This is a genomic window from Thalassotalea eurytherma (genome assembly GCF_030161415.1).
GTDB lineage: Bacteria > Pseudomonadota > Gammaproteobacteria > Enterobacterales > Alteromonadaceae > Thalassotalea_G > Thalassotalea_G eurytherma.
In genome coordinates this window covers 115,110-141,034 of record NZ_BSSU01000013.1, presented here as the reverse complement: position 1 = coordinate 141,034, position 25,925 = coordinate 115,110, and the positions used below count along the sequence as shown (strand labels likewise).

Here is a 25,925-nt window from a genome sequence, read left to right as displayed (position 1 = left end):
TACTAATGTGAGTGCCCACACAAATTGCATGATAACTAATTGTTAAAGAGATTCTCTTTCGAGAAAAGCAAGCATCTCATTCGTGTTTGCTTTGTTGTTTTGAGCGAGTGCTCTGTGACAACGAGAGCGCATTCTAGAGATTTAAGAAAAAGAGTCAACACCTTTTTTAAAATAAATGTTCGTTCGAACAAAAAACAGACAAATATGCGATTTTTATAGTGATAATTAACAAAAAACCAACACCCGGTGTTGGTTTTAGTTGTTTCATTCAGGGTGTTTTAATTTATTAGCAACCATCGGTAACGATCTCTACATTTGGTTCAGTTGAAGATGGATTGGGGTGTACTGTGCCACTTTGCTCAATATAGCGGGCATAACACTGAGCACCTAATTCGTCTTCAACTTCATAGCTAACCTCTACGTTAGAATTATTGTCATCATTAATAGTAAAAGCGCCTTCATCGAATGCAATCATATCAATGATATCTAATTCACTACCTTCGCCACGCAATTCAGGATAACCATATTCTATTTCCATAGTGCCTTGAAGTATTTCAATATCACACTTCTCATCTTTCTCTCAGCCTTTGATTCAGGCTTTCATATTTGCTAATTCTTAAGCTGCTTTTAATGTTCTGGCAATATTTTCGATTGTAGCGGCCTTTGCATCAGAGCTTAGTTCAATAAACTTTGGTGCGGAAGTCACAGCAAAGATACCTAAAATAACCATAACAACGACTAGGGTCTGTTGAGCTTTCAGTTTGTAACTCTGTTGCCTTGAAAACGATGAGATTAGCGGCGCTTAAAGTAATGTTTGGTTGTTCCAAAGACACTTTAAGCAACAAAGAATATCGCTTTTTCAAGTCAATCCAAAGGGCTTTGGCTAAAATGAAAGATCAACAGCCCCTAATTCGATTAAAGTAAAACCGCTTTGCTTTACTATAAGAAACCCTATTTAATACACATTGATGATTAAGAAGTTAAAGGTAAGCAAACATTTTCACTACATAAGTTTCAATTTGTCATCAAACCAATTCCGCAAGCATAAAAAAAGCCAGTCAATGACTGGCTTTTTTGTTTCTTTTTAACGAACTACTTGGTTAGACTAAGCATTAGCTTGTTCAAGCGTGCAACATAAGTTGCAGGATCTTTTAAGCTACCACGCTCTGCTAACATTGCTTGGTCGAATAATACTTGGGTCCATTGCTTAAACTTGTCTTCATCAGACTCATCAGAGACATGACGAACTAACTCATGTTCAGCGTTAATTTCAAAAATAGGTTTAGTTTCTGGTACTTCTTGACCTACCGACTCCATCAGTTTAATCATCTGAGCGCTCATGTCATGATCGTCAGTAACAATAACTGCAGGTGAATCTGTTAAACGATTTGAAATACGCACATCTTTTACTTGGTCGGCAAGTGCTTCTTTTATGCGTTTTACAACGTCATCAAACTCTTGCTCTAGCTTTTCTTGTGCTTCTTTCGTTTCTTCGTCATCTAAATCACTTAAGTCTAAACCGCCACGTGCAACTGATTGCAACTGCTTTTCTTCAAATTCAGTTAAGTGAGACATTAACCACTCATCAATGCGGTCTGATAGTAGTAAAACTTCAATGCCTTTCTTACGGAACACTTCTAAGTGAGGACTATTTTTAGCCGCTTCATAGCTATCAGCAACTACGTAGTAGATCTTATCTTGACCTTCTTTCATACGTTCAATGTATTGTGCAAGCGATACATTTTGAACGTCAGAGTCATTATTCGTTGAAGCAAAGCGAAGTAATTTAGCAATGGCGTCTTTGTTAGCCATATCTTCAGATGGACCTTCTTTTAGGACCTGGCCGAATTCATTCCAGAATGACTGGTATTTTTCTGCGTCTTTGCTACCTAAGCGATCTAACATCTTCAATACACGCTTAGTACAGCCTTTACGAATTGCTTGCGTTACTTTGTTGTCTTGTAAAATTTCACGAGAAACGTTGAGTGGTAAATCGTTTGAATCAAGTAAGCCTTTAACAAAACGCAAGTAAGTTGGCATAAACTGCTCTGCGTCATCCATGATGAATACGCGTTGAACATATAACTTTAAGCCGTGCTGTTTTTCACGGTTATACATATCAAAAGGTGCTTTTGATGGAATGTATAATAAAGAAGTGTATTCAGTTTTACCCTCTACTTTGTTGTGCTCCCATAATAGTGGGTCACCAAAGTCGTGAGATACATGCTTGTAAAACTCGTTGTACTCTTCATCTGAGATATCCGCTTTTTCACGCGTCCAAAGCGCTGTCGCTTTGTTTACCGCTTCCCACTTTGCAGGAACAGCGTCTTGAGCTTCAACAGCAGGTGCAATAACGTTACCTTCTTCATCTTTTTGCTCTTCTTTAGCTTCAACAGCTGGTACTTCTGGCGTAAGCATTTCAACAGACACTGAAATATGATCTGAGTACTTAGTTACGATAGACTTTAAACGCCAATCGTCAGCAAACTCTGCTTCTTCTTCTTTAAGATGTAAGATGATGTCGGTACCACGACCTGATTTTTCAATAGTCGCCGTTGTAAATTCACCTTCACCGGCAGATGTCCATTCAACACCTTCACTTGCCGGAACACCAGCAGCGCGTGAACGAACAGTCACTTTATCTGCAACAATAAATGCTGAATAGAAGCCAACACCAAATTGCCCGATTAATTGTGAATCGGCCGCCTGATCACCAGAAAGTTTTGAGAAGAAATCTGCAGTACCTGATTTAGCAATCGTACCTAAATGATTAATAATTTCTTCTTTTGTCATACCAATACCGTTATCAGAAATAGTAACCGTATTAGCTTCTTTATCAGCACTTACACGCACACGTAAGTCGCCATCACCTTCAAAAAGGTTAGCATCTGACAATGCTTTAAAGCGTAACTTGTCTGACGCATCGGCAGCATTAGAAACAAGTTCACGTAAGAAAATTTCTTTGTTGCTGTACAGCGAGTGGATCATTAATTGAAGTAATTGTTTTACTTCTGTTTGAAAGCCATGGACTTCTTGATTATTTGTCTCAGACATCTGAAACATCTCCTTTAGATATCACTTAAACAAACCAACGATTGGTAAATTCATCATAAAAAGGTGATTAACACATGTTGTTAATCACATTGGATAATCAAGATATGGGGATAGGAGAAAGCAATTCAAGGCAACAAAGTTAAATTTATCGCCCTTTCATTTGAATGAGGAACTGAATTAGTGCGCGACTAAACGCTGTAATTCTTACGACCTGACAACGCATGAGATAGCGTATTGCCATCAACGTATTCAAGCTCACCACCAACAGGTACACCATGCGCAATACGTGAAATAGTGACCTGATAATGCTTCGCCATTTCGGCAATATAGTGGGCTGTAGCCTCACCTTCTACCGTCGGATTAGTGGCAAGAATAAGCTCGGTGATTTGTCCTTTAAGCAGTTCGTTTTCTAGGATATCTAGGCCCAAATCATTTGGTCCAATACCATCAAGCGGTGACAAATGCCCCATTAATACGAAGTATCTGCCTTGAAATTCTGCGGTTTGTTCAATGGCAATGACATCAGCAGGGCTTTCAACGATACACAGTTGAGTCGCTATTTTTCGCTTTGGGCTAGCGCATATTTCACATAATTCGCTTTCTGTAAAATTGCGACATTGCTGACAATGTCCCACCTCTGTCATCGCCTTGGCCAACGCACCGGCAAGCTTTTCACCTCCTTGACGATTTCGCTCTAATAGCTGAAACGCCATACGTTGTGCTGTTTTTGAACCAACCCCGGGTAAACACTTGAGTGAATCAATAAGCTCTTGAACGAGCGGACTAAACTTCATGAATATAACTTTTTATTTAACGAGACATGCCAATTAGCGCTAAGTATCACACTTTTTTAAATTCCCTACAAAGAAAAAGTGGGCATTAAGCCCACTTTACGTTAATGATGTCAATTGAAGGTGCCTGCATTGAGATTGCGGCCTTCGCCGCAATGACGGTTATGTAGAACTCAACGGCGTCAGTTATATAGAAGCCAATGGCCACGTTTATATTGAAGCCAACGGCAGTGGTTATCTACAAACCAATGACTTTTGTATAGGAGCCAATGGCAGTTAAAAACCAACGTCCTCTTGTCAAACCACCTTTAGTATCACCTTTAAATAAAGTTATACAAAGGTCTTTAAAGGTTACGGCCACAATAGACTATCAGTCACGGCTTTTCCCTATAAAGACCACCTAGCTGCTATATACCTGTGTTAGGTAAGAAATTACTTTTTAGGCCTTTTAATTGACCTTCAAGTTTTTCTACTAACTCAGTTAACGCTTTAGTACGTTGATACACTACATCAAACCCTTCACTTGCTCGGTTATAACGTAATTTTTGTTGACCAGATACTGGGCCCGTGCTTTCACTACGGCTCCATTGTAAATAGCCAATATAACCTTGCACTGACGTTGGTGTTGGTTCTGCACGTTTTGCAATCACACGATTACCGTTTAATAGGTATTTAATTTCGGTAAGTTCGCGCTTCATTTGTGCAACTTGCGAATGCAATACTTGCGGTGCTGACAACGTTTGCGTCGCACTATAGCCAATATTATCAATACGTTTTGCTAATGAACCGATATGGTTTTGTACACCGTTGATCGCTGATGCAAGTTGTCCCGCTTTCATATCAAACGCTAAGTCTGCGTTTCGATCATTACTCTTGAATGTTCTATTTTCAAAAGCAACCACTTCAAAAGATTGGCTGCCTTCATAAGCGGTATCAACACCATTGACAACTTTAGAAACCGACACTTGATACTTGCCTGGCACAACAAAAGGACCACTGTCTTTGGTAACGTTTTTAGACACGACACCAAAACCTGGGTATCGCAGGTCCCATGCAATACGGTTAAAACCTTTCTTCGCTGGTGCTGTTAAACGGCGAACCACATTGCCTTCCATATCTTTAACGGTGAACACTAAATGAGAAGCTAGCTCTAAATCTTCTTCTTTTAGCTCATCCCAAGAAGGGTAATAAACTGGTTTCCCCTCTTGACGAAGTTTCGCATCTTTTTTCTGACGCTTGGTTTTCAATGAAGTAAAGTCTTCGCCAATGTAATAGCTAAACACCGCACCGTATGCAGGGTTCTCTGCAAAATAAAAGCTTGCGCCTTGCATCGACTTGCCCGGCAGCCCCATTGGATCCGATTCAATAAACTGAATCGCTTTTCTTACCGGGAATAACGTTGCGGCTGAAGACTTAACGGCTTTAGCCGATTCTCGCAACGGTGTGTAATCATCAAAAACAAAGAAACCACGACCAAACGATGCCATAGCTAAATCGTTTTCACGACGTTGAATTTCTAAATCACGAATTGCAATTGTCGGCATATTCCCTTTCAGTTGTGTCCAGCTTTCACCACCAGTTTGGCTAAAGAAAACACCAAACTCAGTACCAACGAAAAGCAAATCTTTGTTGACGTGATCTTGCACTATGGTATAAACGCTGCCGCGTTTAGGTAGGTTACCTGTAATATTTTTCCAACTCTTACCTTTATTATCAGAGCGATATACATATGGCGTAAAGTCACCTTTTTTATGATTATCAAACGTTGCAAAAACGGTTGAATCATCAAACAAAGACGCCTCTAAATCACTGACATATGAGTTTTCTGGTAACTTTTTCGGCCACTTTGCTTTCTGCCAACTATCACCACCATTTACCGTGTATTGAATTAGTCCATCATCGGTACCTGCAAACAACACGCCTTCTGTAATAGGCGACTCAGTTAACGAAACAACCGAGCCGTAAAACGACGTTGATTTGTTTTTCGCAACCGTATCTACGCCCCAAACAGTATCCATCACCTCTAATTTATTGCGGTCTACGTTTCGTGATAAATCAGGGCTTACAGCCTGCCATGTATCACCGCGATCATTGGTTCTAAATACGCGTTGAGAGGCATAATATAAACGTTCGTTATTATGCGGGCTAATTAATAGCGGTGAATTCCAGTTAAAGCGCTGTGCTTCATTAACATCAGGCGTGACCGGCTGCATTTGAACACGCTCACCTGAGCGCTTATCAAAACGCGCTAAACCACCATATTGATACTGTGAATAAATAATATTTGCATCGGTAGGGTCGATAACCGTTTTAAAGCCATCACCAAATTGGGTGTATAACCAATCTGAGTTTCGAATACCTGAGTTATTTGTTGTACGATGTGGAGCACCTAAAGACGCATTATCTTGCGTGCCGCCAAATACATTGTAAAAAGGTAAATCGTTATCAACCGTCACTTTATAAAATTGCGTCAGTGGCATGTTATCGAAGAAGCGCCAGTTTTTTGCCCTGTCAAATGACTCATAAACACCACCATCACTACCAACAATTAAATGGTTAGTATTGTTTGGGTTAATCCAAAGTGCGTGATTATCAACATGCTTATGTGCTTCGCCTGCACGGGTAAAGTTTTTACCGCCATCTTCCGTTACCATCATGTAAGTATCTAAAGAGTAAACACGATGCGGGTTTTTAGGATCTACGACTATTTCTTGGTAATACTGTGGCGAGCCAGAAACATAGCTGCTTTGTTTATGCCAGCTTGCACCGTAATCGGTTGAGCGATAAAAGCCACCTTTATCGTTTGGCAATTCAACAATGGCATAAATAATATTCGCAGAGCTTGGCGCAACATCGATTCCGATACGACCTAAGTCACCACCAGGCAGACCTTTGGTGATTTTTTGCCACGTTTTACCGCCATCTGTAGATTTATGAATAGCTGATTCTGGGCCACCATTAATTAATGTCCAAACATGACGACGACGCTGATAACTGGTTGCATAAATCACATCAGGGTTTTTCGGATCAAAAGCAATATCACTAACACCTGTGTGCTCACTAATATTTAATACGTTTTCCCACGTTTTACCGCCATCAATGGTTTTGAATAAGCCACGATCACCGCCTTTACTCCATAACGGACCTTGCGACGCTGCGTACACTACATCAGAATTACGAGGATCTACTAATATTTCACCAATGTGCTCTGAATTTTTAAGCCCCATATTTTTCCAGGTTTTACCTGCATCAACAGACTTATAAATACCGTCGCCATATGCCACTGAGCGCTGTGAGTTATTTTCACCTGAGCCAACCCAAACAACATTGGTATTGTTTGGATCTAACGTTACATCGCCTAACGAGTAACTTGCTTGATTATCAAAAATTGGCTTCCACGTTGTACCGGCGTTAGTGGTTTTCCATAATCCCCCCGATGATGTTGCTACATAATACTCACTAAAGTTATTAGGATTTACTGCAAAATCACTTACGCGACCACCAGTTACTCCTGGTCCTAGATTACGTATCGGAATATTCGCGTATATTTGAGCATCAGTTGCGCTCGTTTTCGCAACGACGGTATTTGGCATAACCGCTAAAGCAAATGCCGTGGCAATAAAAGGAATGACTTTTTTCATTGTTTTTATCCTTTAGAAATAAAAAGCCCAGCAAAACTGGGCTTGATTAATTAGTTAAGCGAAATAACATCGCTAGTTGAAAGCAACTCAATGCCTGACTGTTCAAATGTCGTTTTGAAATCAGATAAGTCTGTCGTTAAGAATTGATTTATCTTTTCAACATTGCTTGTCAAACTGTCTTTAGCTTCTTCGATAAAGTAAGCCGCTGTCGGTGATGGTTTACCATACGTGCTGCCTACATATCCCCAAGCCGTAAATATTTTAGAGGTTACTTTATAGCTTTCATCAACAATACCATTGGTGTTTGGTAATGAACGTAAGTGCTTATCTAATTCGCCAATTTTCTTGATCAACTCATCGGCTTTAGCAACGAGTTTAGTAGCAGGATGCTCTGCTTTATTTTCATCAACATCTTTTGCCGCTTTACTGGCAACCGCTTTAATTAGCTCAATGTCTTTTTTACTGTCGGCTAATTTATGGGCTGCCGTTGCCACTACTGACAACATATCAACAACCTGATGCTGCTGTTTGTAGTTATCTTCTAAGTCGGCAACTGATACGGTAAAACGAGGATCTTTTAACGCTTTGGCTTTCGTAGAGAAAGACTCATCGTTTAACGTAACCGTGATGCTATATTCACCTGGCGGTACTTGTGGACCTGGGTTACGAATATCACTTGCTGGGCTTCCCGGCATAGATTTAGCACCATCGGATTCCATCCCCCAAACAATGCGATTCACGCCTTGTTTGACATTGGTTTTAAAAGTACGCACTACATCACCTTGAGCATTAGTAACGACTACCTTTGCTTCACTTGATTTAGGCGCAGATGATTCATCTTTTTTAGCCTTAGCTTGGCTATCTAAACGTAATTTGTTCTTAGCTTTATCAGGATGCGGTAAATGCTCACCTGCTGCATTAATCGTTAAAACAACGCCATAACTTTCATTATCACCAATATAAGATGCATCGCCCCAAAAGCGAGTAGAAGGTGCGCGATTAGCGACATATTGTTGACCGTCGGTAACGCTTAATAAGGCTAGTTCTTGCGTTAACGTTTTATCATTCAAACCACGAAGAGCACTGTAATCGTCAATAACGAAGATAGAGCGACCATGGGTTGCAACAACTAAGTCGTTTTCACGTTCTTGAATCGCTAAATCCATCACCGAAACCGTTGGTACGCCTTGTGTCCATTTGAACCATGAATCTCCACCGTTAGTGGTCGCGAATAAACCAAGCTCTGTACCTAAGAAAAGTAAATCTTCATCCACATGATCTTGAACCACAGATAAAGCATAACCCTTAATATTTTTTGTCGTTAAGTCAGTAAACTTCTTACCAAATTTAGACGCTTTAAATACATAAGGTTTCATATCACCACTACGGTGGTTATCAAAAACAATGAATGCCTCATCAGCTTTATGTTTAGAGGGTTGAATATGCGGAACAAATGCATTTTTAGGTGCTTTACGCGCTTTTGATTCAACACTTTGCCACGTTTTACCGCCATCTTGGGTAACATGAATTCGACCATCGTCGGTACCAACCCAGATAACACCTTCTTTAATAGGGCTTGGTGCAATAGTAATAATAGCGGTGTAATTTTCTGCGGCTGTCACATCAGGCGTTAAACCACCAGAATCTTTATAACGTTGCCACTCTTTTTTGTTAGTTGATAAGTCACCTGATATTACTTGCCACGTTTCACCACGGTCTGTTGATTTGTGAACAAATTGGCTACCGTAATAAATCGTGTCGTCATTAAATGGGTCTTGCGCTAAACCAGCGTTCCAATTGAAGCGAAGTTCAACATCTTTACTTGGTGAATTAGGACGAATCAGTTTTTCTTCGCCTGTATTTAAATTCCAGCGACTTAAATAGCCACCTTGTGATTGACTATAGCCTTGCGTAATGTCGTCAGGAAATGCCATTGCGTCAAAGCCATCGCCAAAACCAATTTCTTGCCAGTGAACGTTGCGAATACCACCGGTTTGCCAAATTTCGCCAGGACCACGCCATGAGCCATTATCCTGCAAGCCACCGTAAATGTTGTAAGGGTGCCCATTATCTACGCGAACATGATAAAACTGTGAGATCGGCATATTTTGGACAAAGCGCCAGCTATCACCCTTATCTTGTGTGATCTGAACACCACCGTCATTACCTAAGATAATATGCTTAGAGTCATTTGGGTTAATCCAAAATGAATGGTTGTCGATATGTATGGTATTACCCGCAGCACAACAATCAATTTTATCGATCTTAGTAAATGTTTTACCACCATCAATAGAGCGGCGCACAAACGTCGCTATGTTATAAATGGTATCAGGATCGTTTGGATCTACTTCTATTTCAGCGTAATAAAAAGGTCTGTCGCTCACACCTACATCATTGTTTACTGTGCGCCAGCTATCACCGCCATCATCAGAACGCATCAAGGCACTTTTTTCAGCTTCAACCAAGGCATAAACCGTATTTGGCTGACTCGGCGCAACTTCAACTGTAATGCGACCTAATTCTCCAGACGGTAAACCATCAGCGGCGGTTTTTTCTTGCCATGTTTCACCACCATCATTAGAGATATAAAGCCCAGAGCCTGCACCACCTGACTCAAAACGATAAGGCCAACGACGGTATTCCCACATTGACGCATAAAGTTTATTTGGGTTTGTTGGGTCTATTCGAATATCAGTGGCACCGGTTTTCTCGTTTACATATAAGATTTTTTGCCAGCTTTTACCGCCATCGATAGTTTTATAAAGACCACGCTCTTCATTTTCACCCCATAGCTCACCCATTGCAGCGGCATAGGCAATATCTGGATTTGTTGGGTGCAATGCAATTCGATTAATGCGTTCGGTTTTTTCTAAACCAAGCTTTTTCCAGCTTTTACCGCCATCTAAGGTTTTGTAGATGCCGCCACCAATAGAAACAGAGTTACGCACATTACCTTCACCCGTGCCAACCCAAACAATATCAGGGATCGCTTGGTTAACAGCTAAAGCCCCTATTGAAGCGTAATCTTGCTCGTCAAAAATAGGCTCCCAGTTCAAACCAGCGTTTATTGACTTCCAAATACCGCCTGAAGCAGCGGCTGCATAAATAATGTTTGGGTTTGAAACAACCGCTTCAACATCTGAAATACGACCACTGGTAGTGGCAGGCCCAACATTTCGAGCTTTCATTCCCGCCAATAGGCTGATATCTATTGCCGCAAGGGCACTACTAGAGATTGCTGAGGCTGCAATAGCCAAGGCAATTAATGATTTTTTTATCGACATAAACGTTCCCTATGGAAGCATGAGTTGTATAAATAGAGATTCACCACCTTAAGCGGTGTTTTATAATTCTTATTAAGCAAAAAGTTAGTCCATCAAATATAGCCAAAGATTTAACTAAATCATAATATTATCGACAAATTGTGGATTTCGTCAGATAAAAGGATAACTGAATTTATGGTGGGATTTATTGATACAAACTAGGGTCTGTTGATCTTTCTGTTTGTAACTCTGTTGCCTTGAAAAAGATGAGATTCGCGGTGCTTAAAGTAATGTTTGGTTGTTCCAAATACACTTGAAGCAACAAAGATATCGCTTTTTCAGTCAACCCAAAGGGCTTTGGCTAAAATGAAAGATCAACAGCCCCTAAATAAAAAGCCTTTTTTAATCGCTATGAAGTGACTCTGACTGGAGATTTGCAATAGAACGCTACCTGCAAGGCACTTCTATTTGCGTAATGTAGGTATTGGCCGTGCTGATGACCTGCCTGTTGATGTTAGGTTTGATGATATTTTAGAGAAACTTGATTCGGCATTGATGCTACATTTTGAGGCGTTAAATACCACCAATAACTGAGGTGTCATGTTAGATTAGGGTTACATGGACCTGCGTGCAGAAGCAAGCACACCTAACGCTGGTTTAGCGAACGTTAGAACTCGACAAGGTGTATTTGAAGCAATGGCTTTTAATCGTTTTATCTATGGTAATCATCCAGTCGATTACTTTGGTGGTATTCGCTGGTGGGAGAACGATAAGTCAGCTAGCATTGACGTTGAAGGGGTGCCAGCAAGTGTGAGCAGTGAACATAATGAAGGTTGCGTGGATGCTGTTATTGGTGCAATACGGTGGTATAGTTTTGCACAAGATTGACGCTACCATATGCATGCAGATATTGTTGGCTTTGGCGCAGTAAGTGACTTTACATCGGCAGTATTTGCAGGTTTCGAGTGGAAAGCAACTGACACTTTAGACATTAATATTGGCTACAAAGCAATGTGGGTTGATTACGAAAATAGCTCTACCATTTTTCAATCAGGGTATTTTAAATACGACACGGTAACGAAAGGTCCTGTACTTGGCGCTTCGTTTAAGTTTTAAACATAACGGTTGCATAAGGAAAGTGTAAATGACGAGATTATTGGTTCTTTTCGTTTTAATAAGTGCAGTATTTTTAAACGGATGTAGTTCAACCCCATCATGTGATGAACAAAATAGTGATAGTACATGCGGTGCTCAAGTTGGTGTCGCTGATCCTGCTATCGATGATTTATATTTTGTTCGCACCATTTTCTCTCAAAGCGAGTTAAGCAGCAGCGGCCTAGATCCGTTGCAGCTTGCGCTTGATTCAAGTACACCTGTTAACAGTGCCAAAGCCAAAATACTTGGCCCGACAACGGACGATGGCATTCGCTCTATTGCTAGTAAGATTTGGCTTATTGATAATGCCCAACATACCATCGACGCCACCTATTATATTTTTGCCCGCGACCTTATTGGTCATGCCTTTTTGGGCGCGTTATGTAACGCGGTACAAAGAGGTGTAGATGTGCGTTTAATGGTTGACTCTATTGGCTCTTATAGTTTGAATCATGCCGAACTAAAAGCGTTAAAAAACTGTGAAGAATCGGCTGGTTATATTAAAAATGCGCAAGGCGAATTAACGAGTAGAAAAGCACGCATGCAAATTGTTATTTTCAATGCGTTATCTAAGGTATTTGTTAACGTCAACCGTCGCTCTCACGATAAAATGTTAGTTATTGATGGCGCATTCCCTGACAAAGCTGTTGTTATGACAGGTGGCCGAAATATTTCACTCGATTATTACGGAATCAATGATGATGGCAGCGAAAATGAAGATACCTTCAAAGACCTAGAAATACTGCTACGCACCGGTGATTATAGCCCGAGCGATTTATCTACATTGGGGCAAGTTTCTCAAGCGTATATGTCGGTTCTCTATTTAAACAAAGGCAATAAACAAATAACGACATTGTTTCCCTATTTTATGGAAAGAGCCAAAGCACAAGAAGCCTTAGGCCAACTAAAAAGCTTTGATTTGTTTAAACAACATTACGATCAAATGTCAGAGTATATCGATCAAGACTATCGCGATGTCGATGTGCGCCTAGCTCATGAACTCGCTAACTTGATTAGCACTAACGTAGTAGAAAAGCGCGTTGAGAATTTAAACTCTAATCCCAGTTCAATTGTTGCTTTGTTAAAAAGAAGCGGTGATGAACGTTCGCAAGTTAAACATATCCGTATTGTTTCACCCTATCTATTTTTGGCGCAGTATAAAACGCCAACAGGGAAAATCATTATGGATGAGAAAGAAGATTTAGAAGCTTGGTTAGCTGAAGATCCAGAACGTACCATTGAGATTATCACCAACTCAGTACTCACTAGTGATAATTTCTTTGCACAATCGATGATAGACCAAGATTTGGCTCCGCGTTTGTTAATGACACCAGAGATGGTTGAAGTTTGGCAAGATGATTGGGATAAGGGCGAATTCAACCAAAGCTTTATTGAAAGTGACGAATTCCTAGATGCCATCGATAACCCACGTATTAAGATTTATCAAACAGGGAAGCTTGATTCTAACATTCTAGGTGGCGATAACGTTTACGGTAAGCTGCACGCTAAGTTCGTCTTCTCTGATAGTGTTGGCTTTGTTGGTACAACCAACTTAGATTATCGTTCGAGGTTATACAACAATGAGATGGGCTTCTTTTTTGTTGGTGATGAACTAAAAGAAGATCTTGCGGTGATATTTGATAGTTTAAAGGCTAACTCCTATTTATGGGGAACACCTCAATGGTTGGAAATGCGTAAATCATTAATAGAAGTAGGCGGCATTAAAGGTAAGAGTACTAAGCGCCAGCGAAAGATTTACACCGACTTAATTCGTACCGGCTTAAAGTGGCAATTTTAATAACATCTACTTAAATTCTCTTGATTGGGTTTCTAAATTGGCTAGCTTATCTGTCATATCAATAAGCTGGCCAGCTATCACATGAATGACCTCCCCTTCTCTTTCTAAAATACCTTTTACCATTAATATTTTCGCCGACATAAATGGTGTTTTTTGGGCTCGTGCTGTCCCCGACCAAACAACAACATTGATATTGCCGGTATCATCTTCTAACGTAACGAATGTCACACCTGATGCTGTACCCGGTGACTGCTTTCCTGTTACAACACCAATGACCGTCACAAAAGATTTATGTGCCTTGCTAGTAAGTGCCTGCATACGTGTAAAACGAGGTAACTTAGATGCATACTCTAACAATGTAATGGGATGCTTATTTAACGTTAAGCCTGTTGCGGCATAATCTTCAACTAAAGTATCGTAGTCTGAAGGTGAAAATAAGTATTGCTGCTGTGGCTCAGCTACTTGAAAGGGGACTGACTCACTGTTAGTGTTTTCGTTAGTTAACGTAAATAAAGGCAGTTCATGATCACGGCTCATAAGCGCCCAACGGCTTTGATAACGGTCTCCAGCAATAACTTTCAACGCGTCTGCGCTAGCTAATTGCTGCATGTCTTTGCCATTAATATGGAGTTGTTGCAACTGTTGAACTTTGGTGAAACCTGCCTTAGGGCGGTGCTCAACAATCTCTTTAATGGCCTGTTGAGACAAGCCTTTTACAATGCGAAAGCCGAGTTGTAATGCGTAGGTTTGCTGATGTGAAACTAATGTATGGTCACGTTGTGACTGGTTAATACAAACAGGTAGTACAACAATGTTATGACGTTTAGCATCTTGAATAAGCTGCGATGCACTATAAAACCCCATAGGTAAACTATTTAACACGGCAGCATAAAAAGCGCAGGGGTAATAATATTTTAGCCAAGCTGAGACATAGGCTAAGACAGCGAATGAAGCAGAGTGACTTTCAGGAAACCCGTACTCACCAAAGCCACATATTTGTTCAAAAATGCGTTCAGCAAATGCCAGACTATAGCCTCTTTCTTGCATGCCATTGATGAGTTTTGCTTTGAACTTCACTAGCTCACCATTCTTTTTCCAAGTAGCCATTGCCCTGCGTAGCTGATCAGCTTCACCACCTGTAAAACCAGCAGCCACCATCGCTAGTTTGATCACTTGCTCTTGAAAAATAGGCACACCTAACGTGCGCTCAAGTACCGATTTAACCTCTTCTGATGGATAGTCAATCGGCTCTTCCCCATTTCTTCGCTTTAAAAAGGGATGTACCATGTCACCTTGAATAGGGCCAGGGCGAACAATGGCAATTTGCACAACTAAATCGTAATAAGTCACGGGCTTAAGTCGTGGCAACATACTCATTTGGGCACGAGATTCAATTTGAAAAACGCCTACGGTATCTGCCTGTTGGATCATCCGATAGACCTGCTGATCATCAGGTAAAGCTGTTATATCAGCCAACGTTAATTGGCGATCATAATGGTGCTTAACCATCGAAAAGCACTTACGTATTGCGGTTAACATGCCTAACGCTAACACATCAATTTTTAATAAGCCTAATGCTTCAAGATCATCTTTGTCCCACTGAATAACGGTGCGTTCAGCCATGGAAGCATTTTCCACCGACACCAGTTCATATAACGGGCCAGACGAAATAACAAAGCCACCTACGTGCTGAGAAAGGTGGCGTGGAAACCCCAAGATGTCATTCACCAACTCAATGAAAAGTTGACCTTGCTTGGTTTTAGGATCTAAACCTAACTCTACAATCTGGCTTTGCCAATTTAGCCTCCTATCGCGGCGATTCATATTCTTAATAAAGAACGCTAGCTGTGTTTCTTCAATACCTAGCGCTTTGCCCACTTCTCGTATTGCGCTTTTCAACCGATAACGAATGACGGTAGCAGCAATAGCTGTTCGTTCTCGTCCATATTTTTGGTAGATATATTGAATGACCTCTTCGCGTCTTTCGTGCTCGAAATCGACATCAATATCAGGTGGCTCATCGCGCTCTTTACTGATAAAACGCTCGAATAATACTGAGATTTGTCTTGGGTCAACCGATGTGATTTCTAAGCAATAGCAAACAATAGAATTAGCCGCTGAGCCTCGCCCTTGATATAAAATGCCTTGGCTTTTAGCAAACAGCACCACGTCATGAATGGTTAAGAAATAATAGGGATAATTAAGCTCTTCGATGAGAGTCAATTCTTTTTCTATTGTTTGTGCTATTTCACTATTTACCCCCTCAGGAAAGCGATGTTTAATTCCTTGATTAACTAAGCGCCTTAGATAAGCCATCGCCGTTTCTTCTTTAGGTACGAGCTCTGCAGGGTATTCATACTTCAATTGACCTAAATCAAACTGGCACTGCTTTGTAATATCAACCGTTTCCGATAACCACTGTTTTTTAAAGAGCTTAGATAGCTTACTAATGGAGCGAAGTGAACGCTCACCATTTGAGAGTAAGTTTCTTCCTAACTGGGTAACGGCTTTACCCTGTTTAATTGCACTTAATGTATGCTGAACAGGTAGCCTGATTGCACTGTGCATAAGTACACCACCACAAGCGGCAACACGTAGTGAAAATCGCTTGGAAAGCGCTAAACAATGCTGTAAATAATCATCATCATTAGCGAGTAAATGGCGCTGATAACCTAGCCATAGCCGTTCACTGTGATACTTAAAAAGCCACTTTCCCCAATACTCATCAACCTGATCTCCTTTGGGTAACCAGAGTAAAAAGCAGTGCTTTACTCCCATTAGATCCCATTGCTCTAACTGGTACTCTCCTTTTACACTTCGCCTACGCGCATTAGTAATAATACGACAAAGCTCACCATAGGCTTGTCGTGATGGACACAGTAGAACAACCTGCAATTCATCATTTAGCTTAAATAAACTACCAACAATTAATTTAATGGTTAATTGATGATCTTTAATGCAACTATAAGCACGGACAATACCAGCCACTGAACATTCATCGGTGATTGCAATACCTTGATAACCAAGAAACTGGGCTTGATGCACGAGCTCTTCGGGGTGTGATGCTCCAGTTAAGAATGAAAAGTTACTTTGACAAAATAGTTCTGCGTAAGCCATGACTAAGGCACTTAACTAAACAAACCATGAACAAACCACTTTTGCTCTATTGTTCGAAAAATCCATAGCCAACGTCCTTGTTCACTACGTGCAATAAAGTAATCTCGGTGTACTTCTTTATCATCCCACCAGCCAGAAAGAATACGCTCAGGCCCTTGTTCAATAGACACCTTTTCTTGCAACGGTTCTGGTTCAGGTAATAAAAAGCTCGGTTGTAATACCGATGTTGTTGTCGTTTCTTTATGCTCAACCAATGGCGGGCAGTGTTGGGTGGATAATTCAGGCCGAAGATCGGCATTGATCTTAATTCCCTTAACCTGATTTTCACCTAATTTAGCCTGTAACAGTGCAACAAGCTCTGATGATGAAACATCACCTTGCTCACCTAGAAACAAATCAACTTTTTCAATGTCATTATTAACAAGCTGCTTAGCAGTAACGGTTAAACCAGTAACAGGTGCATTCAATATCAGAGATTCGAACGTTAAGTGACTTAAGGCTAACCACTTATCAGCTTTATATTCACCTTGCCCTGCCCCAATAGAAACAACTTGTTCAGGGTGGTCTCTCAAGTACAAAGTAATGGTGAGGTCTTTTGCGTGTTTATTACGTAACAACAAGAAAGTTTCTAAGCGTTGATATATTTTTAACAGCGGCTTTTTAAGCCATTCAACGTTATCTATGTCAAAGAGTAACTCGACATACTGGCTAAATTGCTCTGGCGGGTGAAAATATTCAACGGGGTGTCTGAGCTGGCCAGTTAATTTACCAATATAAGTCACTAACTCAACCCCGAAACGCTTACCTAGTTCCGCCAGTGGCAGTTGCAATAAATCAGAGACTAAACGTAAGCCAACACGATGTAGGTTATGAACCTCTTTATCGCCTAATTCTGTCATTGTCAGTGCATTTGAAGCGAGTGCATTTTCAAGCGCGGCTTTATCATCACTAACACAATTAAAACCTGCACGCGCCAATAACCTTGCTGCATAAGGAGAATAACCGCAGGCATAATCATAATGAATATCTAGCTGAGTTAAATGACTTTCAAGCACCTGCCAATAACGCGATAAGCTAGGATATAGACTTAACATATCGCTGACTTTTATTAATAAACCATTAGGCTGGTAAAAACTAATATCGGCGGTAACTAAATACAGCCACTGTGCAATATCTCGTAGTCGTTGTTGCTCGCACTTTTCTTCATATGGATATACTTGCAACCCATGACACAGAGCCGCAGCAGAGCCTAAGCCCATACCTAGGTTAATGCCTTCTTTAGTTGCCCATTCATTACATTGAACGATTTTGCTGGTGTGGCTATTTACAATAGCTACAGGCAATGAATCATCACCGAATAAGGTATCGAGTTGTAACTGAGGAAAGTGTAAGTAAAGCCACAATGTCATGAATTAACCTACTTTACGCTCAGGAAATAAAATAACGTTATCAGGGCGTATTTGTCGTGTTAACTTCGGCCAAGCCGATTGCATATTGATATTGAAAACATCACTAGGCCACCCGCGTTTGCGCTTGTTGATTTTAGCTTTAAGACCTGTAGTTTCTGCCGTCAAAGATAAGCTCACGTCAACAGGTAAAGATAAGTCTTCGTATCGCCTAGCTCGTATTAAAAATTGCCGACTATCACCTTTTTCACTGGCAAGTTGTAAGCGTTTTATTTGATGAATTTCTAACCTATCATTCGCCCACATCAAAACGCTGTGACAAGCACCGCTTTTTAGACAAAGCTCTGCCGACCATAAGGCATTCTTTTGATCTTTAGGGTAAACCACGATGACACTTTTCAGGTCAATACCAGAGCCAGCAAGCATGTGAGCATTTACTATCCCAGGAGGCGCAATAAAAACTAATAAACGATTATTATCCTTAGTAACTGAGGGCATAAGTAAACGTAATTCACCAATAGCAATATCAGAGAGCACCTCAATAACACCTGACTGTGGAAAGCCACCATTTAACTGCTCATCTAAGGTAGAGTAACCTGTTGATTGGTACTGTGATGATGTTTGTTTAGCCGCCCCTTGCCATACAAGTTGCTTGTTTTGGAGTATTTCAATTAATTCATTCATAATAAATCACCTGTATATACATACAGTATATATTATTATGATTTTCTCGCAAGGATCAATTACGATCCTTTACTCATAACCAGAAGCAAAAATAAAGATAAAAAAATAGCGCCTTAAGGCGCTATTTTTCTGGGGTTCTTAATTAGAACGGCATCTTCATGCCCGGTGGCATTTGCATACCGCCTGTTAATGAGCCCATTTTCTCTTTATTCACTTCTTCAACACGACGTACAGCATCGTTAAACGCGGCAGCGACAAGATCTTCAATCATGTCTTTGTCGTCTTCCATTAAGCTTTCGTCAATCTCTACACGACGAACACTATGACTACCCGTCATCGTTACTTTAACCATGCCAGCACCAGCTTCACCAGTGACTTCCATATTAGCGATTTCTTCTTGGGCTTTTTGCATTTTTGCTTGCATTTGTTGGGCTTGCTTCATTAAGTTGCCCATTCCGCCTTTCATCATGTTCTTTCTCCAAAAATAGCGGCACAATAAGATTACTGTGCATTAAATATGTAGCTGACTTAACGAGCCTGTATTGAGGCTTCGTCAAGCTGCGCTTGAAACTCATTTTGTAAGCGATGAACAACTTCATCACTCGTAATCAATTCTTTGGCGTAATCTAAGCGCTTTTCATTAATATCTGTTTGAATATTAAATGGCGCTGTTTGCGTTTGCCCTATTACTTCAATATGAACAGTTACTGGCTTTTTCAAGTACTGTGAAATAAAACTTTGTAATTGCTCGTGCGCTTTTTCACTTTGTAGATGCTTCGTGTTTTGATCGAGCTCTAAGTACAAATTGTCGTCATCCGACTTTTCAGAAATGACCGCATTAATAGCAAGTTGACGTATTCGCCCATTAAGACCCATAGCATCAATCATAAATGCCCACTTATCGACTTGATTAGCCTTTTTAATTTTAGCAGGATCTATAATATCTGGTTTATAAGGCTGATCTGGCAGCTCTGATTCATCAGGTAAATCGTTAGTAGTATTCGCCGCAGGTATAACAGGACGCTCTATCGCGTCGTCAGGCTTTTTTTCGGGCTTATCTAACCCCTTTTTACGGCTACGCAACATGTTGCGTGTTGCAAGTATTTCTGTCGTTACAGCAGATAAGTTACCCTGTTCTACTTGCGGTGTATTCTGTTGAGTGGCTAACGGCTCTGGCTCATATTGCACAGATTCTGGTGCGCTTTGTATCGACGCTTCAAATACGTTAGGTTCGTTATCGACAATAGTTGATTGATTAGGTAACGAAGGTTCTACTGGCTGAGATTGCTCTTCATTATTCAATTGAGTATTTAAAGCATCAACTTGTCGTGGGTCTTCAAATACCGCTTGCTGGGCATGATCAACACTTTCTGAAAAACCTTGCTGAGCAGCTTGAGACAATATCTCTTGTTGTTCGCTAACAAGGTTTTCAACATTAGTTGATGGCTCTTCAATTGTTAAAGACTGCTCATTTGCTGATAACTCGCCACTTGCTTCTTCAACTAAAGGAAGTGACTCAGGTACATCAACGATAGGTGTGTTAACTTCAGCATTTGGTTCAATAGCATTAGGTGCTACCGGTTTACTTGTCGAAACATTGGTTGGCAATACCGTTAATGAATCTACTTCACCGGTTTTCTCATCTGAACGCGCAAGATTCTCAGCGCTTGATACAGGCCTCGCCATAGGCTGAAATGCTAGCATTCTCAGCAATACCATATCAAAGCCAGCTTGTTCGTCTATGCTTAGCGGCAAATCTTTTCGCCCTTGCACTGATATCTGATAATACAATTGTACGTCTTCAGGACTCATCAGTCGGCAAAACTTGTCAAACAGTTCTTGCTGCTCATCAGTATAGTCAAAATGATTACCAACCACTTGAGCAAGAGCAATTTGATGCAATAACTGAATAAGTTGCGCCATCACTTGGCTATAATTAGGTGCATAGGTCGCAATTTCTTGCGAAAGCGCCATTAACGCTTGCCCGTCTTGCTTAATTAAACAGGTCAGAATATTAAAAGCCCATTGGTGGTCAACACCACCTAGCATCTCTTGGACATTGGCAAAAGATATATTACCTCGGCCTTGGGCAATCGCTTGATCAGTTAGGCTTAAGCAATCACGCATACTACCGCGAGCAGCTTTTGCAAGTATCGTTAACGCCATAGGTTCAACGCTAACGTTTTCAGCCGCTAAAATGTGTGTGAGTTGCTTTTTAATTTGTTCGACGGTCAGTGCTTTAAGATGAAACTGTAAACAGCGTGACAATACAGTAATAGGTAACTTTTGAGGATCTGTGGTAGCTAGAATAAATTTTACGTGTTCAGGAGGCTCTTCAAGTGTTTTAAGTAACGCATTAAAACTACTTCGCGAGAGCATGTGTACTTCGTCAATGAGGTATACTTTGAAGCGACCTCTTGACGGCGCATACTGCACGTTATCAAGGATTTCTCTGGTATCATCTACTTTTGTTTTAGACGCAGCATCAATCTCTAACAGATCAATATAACGACCGCTATCTATATCTAAGCAAGTATCACATTTACCACAAGGGTTTGCAGATATACCTTGTTCACAATTCAAGCTTTTAGCGAAAATTCTGGCTATGGTAGTTTTACCAACACCACGCGTACCCGTAAATAAATAAGCGTGATGTAACCGTTCCTGATCTAGCGCGTTATAAAGCACATTGACAACATGCTCTTGCCCCATTAATTCGGAAAAATCTTTAGGACGCCATTTTCTCGCTAAAACTTGATAACTCATTAAATGTTACTCACCTTCAAACTGAAGAATAGAATAAACATTTAAATCTAATTGAGAAAGCTTTTCTTCACCACCTAAGTCAGGTAATGAAATAACAAAAGCAGCAGAGTGAGGATTAGCACCAAGTTTTTGAATCAATTTCGTTGTTGCTTCAATTGTGCCACCTGTTGCGAGTAGGTCATCAACAATAAGTACTTTGTCTTCTTTAACTAATGCATCTTGATGAATTTCTAAGGTATCTTGACCGTATTCTAACTGGTAGCTTTGTGCATAAGTTGCACGAGGCAATTTACCTGGCTTACGAACAGGTACAAAGCCAATACCCATAGCACAAGCTAAAGGTGCGCCGAATAAAAAGCCACGAGCTTCTGTTCCTACGATTTTAGTAAACCCTTGGTTCTCGAATTTATCTTTGAGTAAATCGATCGTCGCTTGAAAGGCTTCAGCGTTTTCCAAGATTCCAGTAATGTCTCTAAACATTACACCATCAATAGGATAGTTCTCTATTGTATGGATAGCTTGCTTAATTACAGCAATTGTCTTTTCAGTCATGTGTTCAAATATTGAAGTGTCAAAACCTGTAGAATAAAAGATTTTAGTGAATTTTTATAGCACTTTAACTGTACTATTTAGCGATAAAATGTTTTTAACGCGAGATTCAAGCGAATCTAAATCAAGTGGTTTTGCTAAAATATCATCAACCTGCTTCAACTCATGGAGTTGACTCACAGATTTAATATCTTGGGTAGTCATGAAGATAACGGGTTTTGGTGACTCTACACCAGCGTAATAGTTTTCAACAAACTTGAGCCCGTTCATAATAGGCATTAAGTGATCACAAATGATCAAATCAACATCCTGTTGATTCAATAACTCTAAGCCAGCTAAACCATTGTTAGCAGCTAAGATTTGAATTTGATGAGCGCCTAATGCGCGCTCTATCATATCGATGATAAGTTTTTTATCATCGATAACAAGCACTTTTAGCATAATTAATATATTAAGCTAAAAACGTGTACCAGCCCATAAGCATTGGTAATAAAGGCATAGATACCATTGCAACAATTGCTAGAGCTAAGTGACGTTTTGAACTTTGTTCTTTGAAATTTTCATTGCGAGACATTGTACTACTTCCATACTGCAAATTCAGGCGCGCATTCTATCTCAATGTTTAATAGATGAACAGTTTTTTGATCTAGATCAAGTAAAGTTTTTCAATTTGTAATCACTCATTACTGCTTTATCAATAGTTTATATAAAAACAAAAAAAGGTGGCAATGCCACCTTTTTAATTATTTTCAGCCGTGATCAACGCGTTGTGTTATTCACCACACTAGCCTTCACCACATTTACCTTTCTTCTTAGCTTTAGACTCACCGCATTTGCCTTCGCCACATTTACCTTTAGCTTTAGCTTTTGACTCGCCGCATTTGCCTTCGCCACACTTACCTTTGGCCATTGACTTAGCTTTTGACTCGCCGCATTTGCCTTCGCCACACTTACCTTTGGCCATTGACTTAGCTTTTGACTCACCACATTTGCCTTCGCCACACTTACCTTTGGCCATTGACTTAGCTTTTGACTCGCCACATTTGCCTTCGCCACACTTACCTTTGGCTTTTGACTCGCCACATTTGCCTTCGCCACACTTACCTTTGTCTTTATGACCATCAGGAGTTTCGACAGATTGCACTAATGTTTGATCAGCAAACGGATTTGATTCAGCTTTAGCTGGCGCTGTAAACAACAAGGCTAAAGTAATTGAAGTTAACACAACACTTAATAATGATTTTTTCTTAATACTCATCGGACTTTCCTTAATGATCTTTTATAAATTATAGCTATTTCAATAATAGTCTTTAAATTGACCTTTGTAAGTATGATAAAATTTCAACTTTCGTTAAAAAGTTTATAAAACTGAGATTTCAATCTACTGATAACTTAATGATAGTGCAAGACAAACCCATAATATTAGCGCCTATGGAAGGTGTAATTGATGCGCTAATGCGTGACTTACTTACTTCAATAAATGATTATGACCTTTGTGTAACAGAGTTTGTCAGGGTCGTTAAAGGCCTTGTACCAAACCATGTGTATAAGAAAGTATGCCCTGAGTTACTGAGTGATGGTAAAACGCCTTCAGGCACTCCTGTACGTGTTCAATTACTTGGGCAACACCCACAATGGCTCGCTGAAAATGCAGTACGAGCAATCGATCTAGGCTCGCCTGGCATCGATCTTAACTTTGGTTGTCCAGCGCCGACGGTAAACAAAAGTAAAGGCGGGGCAATGTTGCTAAAAACCCCAGAAACCATTTATGAAATCATTAAACAATGTCGTAAAGCTGTACCTAAAGCGTACGATGTTAGCGCAAAAATCAGATTAGGTTGGGAAGACACTCAACATTTTACCGAAATACTTGATGCCATAGAACAAGCTGGAGCAAGCTCGCTGGCAATCCATGCACGTACAAAAAAACAAGGCTACAAAGCGCCTGCACATTGGCAATATATTTCTTTTGCAACACAAAAGCTTTCTATCCCCGTTATAGCAAATGGTGAGATATGGACGAAATCAGACGCAGATAAATGCCAAGAAGTAGCAAATACCAACAAACTTATGCTGGGCAGAGGAGCATTGGCGGTTCCAAATTTAGCTAATGTGATTAAGCATGGCGAACAGCCTTACAGCGACAATCAGCTCATTTCGTTCCTCATGCACTTTTGTCACACAGTACCTGCTTCAGCAAAACCTCATTACCTATCTAGCCGATTAAAACAATGGCTAAAATACATCAGATTGCAATATCCTATTGCTCAATTGATTTTTAGCGAGTTGAAGTACTTACACGATACTGAAGAGATTTTAGGTTACCTCCAAGAGAAGATAAGCAACTAACGCCCTTATTATTCAAGGTTATAGAAATTTAGACATAAAAAAACCAGCAAGAAGCTGGTTTTTTTAAATAAGCTAAGAACTAACTAGATAGCTACACCTTTACGGTTCGCTGTATCCTTAATAAAGCCTTCCCAGCTTTTAGCTGATTTACGCGCTTTAGGATCTTTCATCGCTAGCTTGATTGCTTTATAAGCTGACTTATATTGACCAAGGTAGAAGTGAGATTCAGCAATGCTCATTTGAACACGACCAGTATCTTTCACACCTAAATCAAGTGCTTTGTTTAATGCAACGATAGCCGTTTTAAATTGCTCGTCTTGCTTCAACAGCATGCCTTGCTTACGGTAATGCTTAGCATCGTTAGTCATTTTAGCAACTTCGCCATATACTTTCGCTGCGTCGTCAATTTCTTGCGCCGCATGGAAAGCATTTGCTAGTGCGATAAGATTCTTATCGTCACGTGTTACTAAACCAGAATTCATATGCTTCTCTAACAGTTTTGCTGCACGATGAGGTACACCATTAGATTGGAATAAATTCGCTAACGTTTTAATCTGAGCTTCTTTTTCTAAGTAGCCCTTTTTGTATGCTAAATCAAGCGTATAAAGTGCTTTAGAGTAATCTTCTACCAATAGGTAGAACATACCTAGTTGCGTCCACCACTGTTTATTTTCAGGGAAAATCTGAATAACAGTTTCAAGAACATCAACAGCTTCCGGATACATCTTGCGTTCGTAGTATGAAGTCACTTTCAAAACAAAAGGGTTTTGATTGTGCTTATCACCATAACCAGCAATTGCTTTATCCGCAGGCATAATCACTTTATCTAGTTGCTTTAATGAATAATGAGCATTGGCAATTTTAGTCCAAACATTTGGATCTTCTTCACCGGTAAACTCCATCCAAGCATAGTAATGGCTAATCGCATCTTTATATTCACGAATAGACATTTCTAAATCAGCAACTGTTTTTAACGTTTGTGCTTGGTCAGCCCAGTTAAGTACGTCAAGCTCCGCTGCCTTTTTCAAATATTCAAGCGACTTTTTCTCATGGTCACCTTTAGAGGCATACATCATACCTAAAAAGCGATTTACATAAGCGATATCATATGATTTTTTTGCTTTTATCTCGTTTAAGATAACAATCGAACCATCAATATCATCAGCTGAATATAATTCAAAAGCCTTCGCTATCTTCTTACCGATATTAGGGCCTACTAGATTCGTTGGACGATTCTTCTTCCTTTCAGCAATTTCTGCAGCACTTGCAGCGCTCGCTTCAGAAACCATTGGCAATTGTACGGCAGTAACTGCCAATGCAATGATTAAAGAGGTTGATAACTTCTTAAGCAT

The 25,925-nt window shown here is 40.2% G+C and carries 20 protein-coding genes; 5 read left to right on the top strand and 15 right to left on the bottom strand.

Annotation, left to right across the window (positions count from 1 at the left end; genetic code table 11):
• Positions 1 to 286: 286 nt before the first annotated feature.
• The 5 genes from QQK02_RS13810 to QQK02_RS13790 form a co-directional block, all read right to left on the bottom strand.
• Positions 287 to 538, bottom strand: a complete 252-nt coding sequence (locus QQK02_RS13810) for a hypothetical protein (protein ID WP_284208657.1) — start codon at positions 536 to 538, stop codon at positions 287 to 289.
• Positions 539 to 1,092: 554 nt separating this feature from the next.
• Positions 1,093 to 3,054, bottom strand: coding sequence for a molecular chaperone HtpG (gene htpG, locus QQK02_RS13805; protein ID WP_284208656.1), 1,962 nt, complete (start codon positions 3,052 to 3,054; stop codon positions 1,093 to 1,095).
• A gap of 188 nt (positions 3,055 to 3,242) precedes the next feature.
• Entirely contained in the window at positions 3,243 to 3,848 is a 606-nt protein-coding gene (recR, locus tag QQK02_RS13800; RefSeq protein ID WP_284208655.1) for a recombination mediator RecR, read from the bottom strand.
• 404 nt (positions 3,849 to 4,252) lie between these two features.
• A complete protein-coding gene (locus QQK02_RS13795; protein WP_284208654.1) occupies positions 4,253 to 7,486 on the bottom strand; it encodes a VPS10 domain-containing protein in 3,234 nt (1,077 codons plus the stop codon).
• A 50-nt stretch (positions 7,487 to 7,536) separates the two neighbouring features.
• Positions 7,537 to 10,770 (bottom strand): VPS10 domain-containing protein, encoded by a 3,234-nt coding sequence (locus tag QQK02_RS13790; RefSeq protein WP_284208653.1) that lies wholly within the window; start codon positions 10,768 to 10,770, stop codon positions 7,537 to 7,539.
• Between the two features lie 447 nt (positions 10,771 to 11,217).
• On the opposite strand from QQK02_RS13790, the gene QQK02_RS13785 reads away from it, so the two are divergent.
• Genes QQK02_RS13785 through QQK02_RS13770 form a run of 4 tightly spaced genes read left to right on the top strand, consistent with a single transcriptional unit; the run spans position 11,218 to position 13,702 of the window.
• Positions 11,218 to 11,343, top strand: coding sequence for a hypothetical protein (locus tag QQK02_RS13785; RefSeq protein ID WP_284208652.1), 126 nt, complete (start codon positions 11,218 to 11,220; stop codon positions 11,341 to 11,343).
• A 24-nt stretch (positions 11,344 to 11,367) separates the two neighbouring features.
• Positions 11,368 to 11,637: a hypothetical protein gene (locus QQK02_RS13780; protein WP_284208651.1), complete on the top strand. Its 270-nt coding sequence runs from the start codon at positions 11,368 to 11,370 to the stop codon at positions 11,635 to 11,637.
• A 9-nt stretch (positions 11,638 to 11,646) separates the two neighbouring features.
• The gene (locus QQK02_RS13775) at positions 11,647 to 11,865 is read left to right on the top strand and encodes a hypothetical protein (RefSeq protein WP_284208650.1); all 219 of its coding nucleotides are present in this window, start codon (positions 11,647 to 11,649) and stop codon (positions 11,863 to 11,865) included.
• A 28-nt stretch (positions 11,866 to 11,893) separates the two neighbouring features.
• Complete coding sequence (locus QQK02_RS13770) at positions 11,894 to 13,702, top strand: phospholipase D-like domain-containing protein (RefSeq protein ID WP_284208649.1); 1,809 nt, start codon at positions 11,894 to 11,896, stop codon at positions 13,700 to 13,702.
• A gap of 6 nt (positions 13,703 to 13,708) precedes the next feature.
• On the opposite strand, the gene QQK02_RS13765 is transcribed toward QQK02_RS13770, so the two are convergent.
• From QQK02_RS13765 to QQK02_RS13725, 9 genes are all read right to left on the bottom strand, one after another.
• Positions 13,709 to 16,819 (bottom strand): error-prone DNA polymerase, encoded by a 3,111-nt coding sequence (locus QQK02_RS13765; RefSeq protein ID WP_284208648.1) that lies wholly within the window; start codon positions 16,817 to 16,819, stop codon positions 13,709 to 13,711.
• A gap of 11 nt (positions 16,820 to 16,830) precedes the next feature.
• Positions 16,831 to 18,228, bottom strand: coding sequence for a Y-family DNA polymerase (locus tag QQK02_RS13760; RefSeq protein ID WP_284208647.1), 1,398 nt, complete (start codon positions 18,226 to 18,228; stop codon positions 16,831 to 16,833).
• 3 nt (positions 18,229 to 18,231) lie between these two features.
• Positions 18,232 to 18,909 (bottom strand): translesion DNA synthesis-associated protein ImuA, encoded by a 678-nt coding sequence (imuA, locus tag QQK02_RS13755; RefSeq protein WP_284208646.1) that lies wholly within the window; start codon positions 18,907 to 18,909, stop codon positions 18,232 to 18,234.
• A 142-nt stretch (positions 18,910 to 19,051) separates the two neighbouring features.
• Positions 19,052 to 19,378 (bottom strand): YbaB/EbfC family nucleoid-associated protein, encoded by a 327-nt coding sequence (locus QQK02_RS13750; protein ID WP_284208645.1) that lies wholly within the window; start codon positions 19,376 to 19,378, stop codon positions 19,052 to 19,054.
• Positions 19,379 to 19,437: 59 nt separating this feature from the next.
• Positions 19,438 to 21,675 carry a DNA polymerase III subunit gamma/tau gene (gene dnaX / locus QQK02_RS13745; protein ID WP_284208644.1) on the bottom strand — a complete coding sequence of 746 codons (2,238 nt, stop codon included), beginning with the start codon at positions 21,673 to 21,675 and terminating at the stop codon, positions 19,438 to 19,440.
• Between the two features lie 6 nt (positions 21,676 to 21,681).
• Complete coding sequence (gene apt, locus QQK02_RS13740) at positions 21,682 to 22,227, bottom strand: adenine phosphoribosyltransferase (RefSeq protein ID WP_284208643.1); 546 nt, start codon at positions 22,225 to 22,227, stop codon at positions 21,682 to 21,684.
• 54 nt (positions 22,228 to 22,281) lie between these two features.
• Positions 22,282 to 22,665, bottom strand: a complete 384-nt coding sequence (locus tag QQK02_RS13735) for a response regulator (RefSeq protein WP_284208642.1) — start codon at positions 22,663 to 22,665, stop codon at positions 22,282 to 22,284.
• Positions 22,666 to 22,675: 10 nt separating this feature from the next.
• A complete protein-coding gene (locus QQK02_RS13730) occupies positions 22,676 to 22,798 on the bottom strand; it encodes a hypothetical protein (RefSeq protein WP_284208641.1) in 123 nt (40 codons plus the stop codon).
• Between the two features lie 210 nt (positions 22,799 to 23,008).
• Complete coding sequence (locus tag QQK02_RS13725; RefSeq protein WP_284208640.1) at positions 23,009 to 23,482, bottom strand: HvfA family oxazolone/thioamide-modified RiPP metallophore; 474 nt, start codon at positions 23,480 to 23,482, stop codon at positions 23,009 to 23,011.
• A 137-nt stretch (positions 23,483 to 23,619) separates the two neighbouring features.
• Here QQK02_RS13725 and QQK02_RS13720 point away from each other — a divergent pair, with 137 nt between their 5' ends.
• Positions 23,620 to 24,573 carry a tRNA-dihydrouridine synthase gene (locus tag QQK02_RS13720; RefSeq protein ID WP_284208639.1) on the top strand — a complete coding sequence of 318 codons (954 nt, stop codon included), beginning with the start codon at positions 23,620 to 23,622 and terminating at the stop codon, positions 24,571 to 24,573.
• 83 nt (positions 24,574 to 24,656) lie between these two features.
• On the opposite strand, the gene QQK02_RS13715 is transcribed toward QQK02_RS13720, so the two are convergent.
• Positions 24,657 to 25,925, bottom strand: coding sequence for a tetratricopeptide repeat protein (locus QQK02_RS13715; RefSeq protein ID WP_284208638.1), 1,269 nt, complete (start codon positions 25,923 to 25,925; stop codon positions 24,657 to 24,659).

Bases quoted from the DNA above. Each gene is read 5' to 3' on its own strand.
- QQK02_RS13810 (WP_284208657.1), bottom strand. From the start codon at position 538: ATGGAAATAGAATATGGTTATCCTGAATTGCGTGGCGAAGGTAGTGAA.
- htpG (WP_284208656.1), bottom strand. From the start codon at position 3,054: ATGTCTGAGACAAATAATCAAGAAGTCCATGGCTTTCAAACAGAAGTA.
- recR (WP_284208655.1), bottom strand. From the start codon at position 3,848: ATGAAGTTTAGTCCGCTCGTTCAAGAGCTTATTGATTCACTCAAGTGT.
- QQK02_RS13795 (WP_284208654.1), bottom strand. From the start codon at position 7,486: ATGAAAAAAGTCATTCCTTTTATTGCCACGGCATTTGCTTTAGCGGTT.
- QQK02_RS13790 (WP_284208653.1), bottom strand. From the start codon at position 10,770: ATGTCGATAAAAAAATCATTAATTGCCTTGGCTATTGCAGCCTCAGCA.
- QQK02_RS13780 (WP_284208651.1), top strand. From the start codon at position 11,368: ATGGACCTGCGTGCAGAAGCAAGCACACCTAACGCTGGTTTAGCGAAC.
- QQK02_RS13775 (WP_284208650.1), top strand. From the start codon at position 11,647: ATGCATGCAGATATTGTTGGCTTTGGCGCAGTAAGTGACTTTACATCG.
- QQK02_RS13770 (WP_284208649.1), top strand. From the start codon at position 11,894: ATGACGAGATTATTGGTTCTTTTCGTTTTAATAAGTGCAGTATTTTTA.
- QQK02_RS13765 (WP_284208648.1), bottom strand. From the start codon at position 16,819: ATGGCTTACGCAGAACTATTTTGTCAAAGTAACTTTTCATTCTTAACT.
- QQK02_RS13760 (WP_284208647.1), bottom strand. From the start codon at position 18,228: ATGACATTGTGGCTTTACTTACACTTTCCTCAGTTACAACTCGATACC.
- imuA (WP_284208646.1), bottom strand. From the start codon at position 18,909: ATGAATGAATTAATTGAAATACTCCAAAACAAGCAACTTGTATGGCAA.
- QQK02_RS13750 (WP_284208645.1), bottom strand. From the start codon at position 19,378: ATGATGAAAGGCGGAATGGGCAACTTAATGAAGCAAGCCCAACAAATG.
- dnaX (WP_284208644.1), bottom strand. From the start codon at position 21,675: ATGAGTTATCAAGTTTTAGCGAGAAAATGGCGTCCTAAAGATTTTTCC.
- apt (WP_284208643.1), bottom strand. From the start codon at position 22,227: ATGACTGAAAAGACAATTGCTGTAATTAAGCAAGCTATCCATACAATA.
- QQK02_RS13735 (WP_284208642.1), bottom strand. From the start codon at position 22,665: ATGCTAAAAGTGCTTGTTATCGATGATAAAAAACTTATCATCGATATG.
- QQK02_RS13730 (WP_284208641.1), bottom strand. From the start codon at position 22,798: ATGTCTCGCAATGAAAATTTCAAAGAACAAAGTTCAAAACGTCACTTA.
- QQK02_RS13725 (WP_284208640.1), bottom strand. From the start codon at position 23,482: ATGAGTATTAAGAAAAAATCATTATTAAGTGTTGTGTTAACTTCAATT.
- QQK02_RS13720 (WP_284208639.1), top strand. From the start codon at position 23,620: ATGATAGTGCAAGACAAACCCATAATATTAGCGCCTATGGAAGGTGTA.
- QQK02_RS13715 (WP_284208638.1), bottom strand. From the start codon at position 25,925: ATGCTTAAGAAGTTATCAACCTCTTTAATCATTGCATTGGCAGTTACT.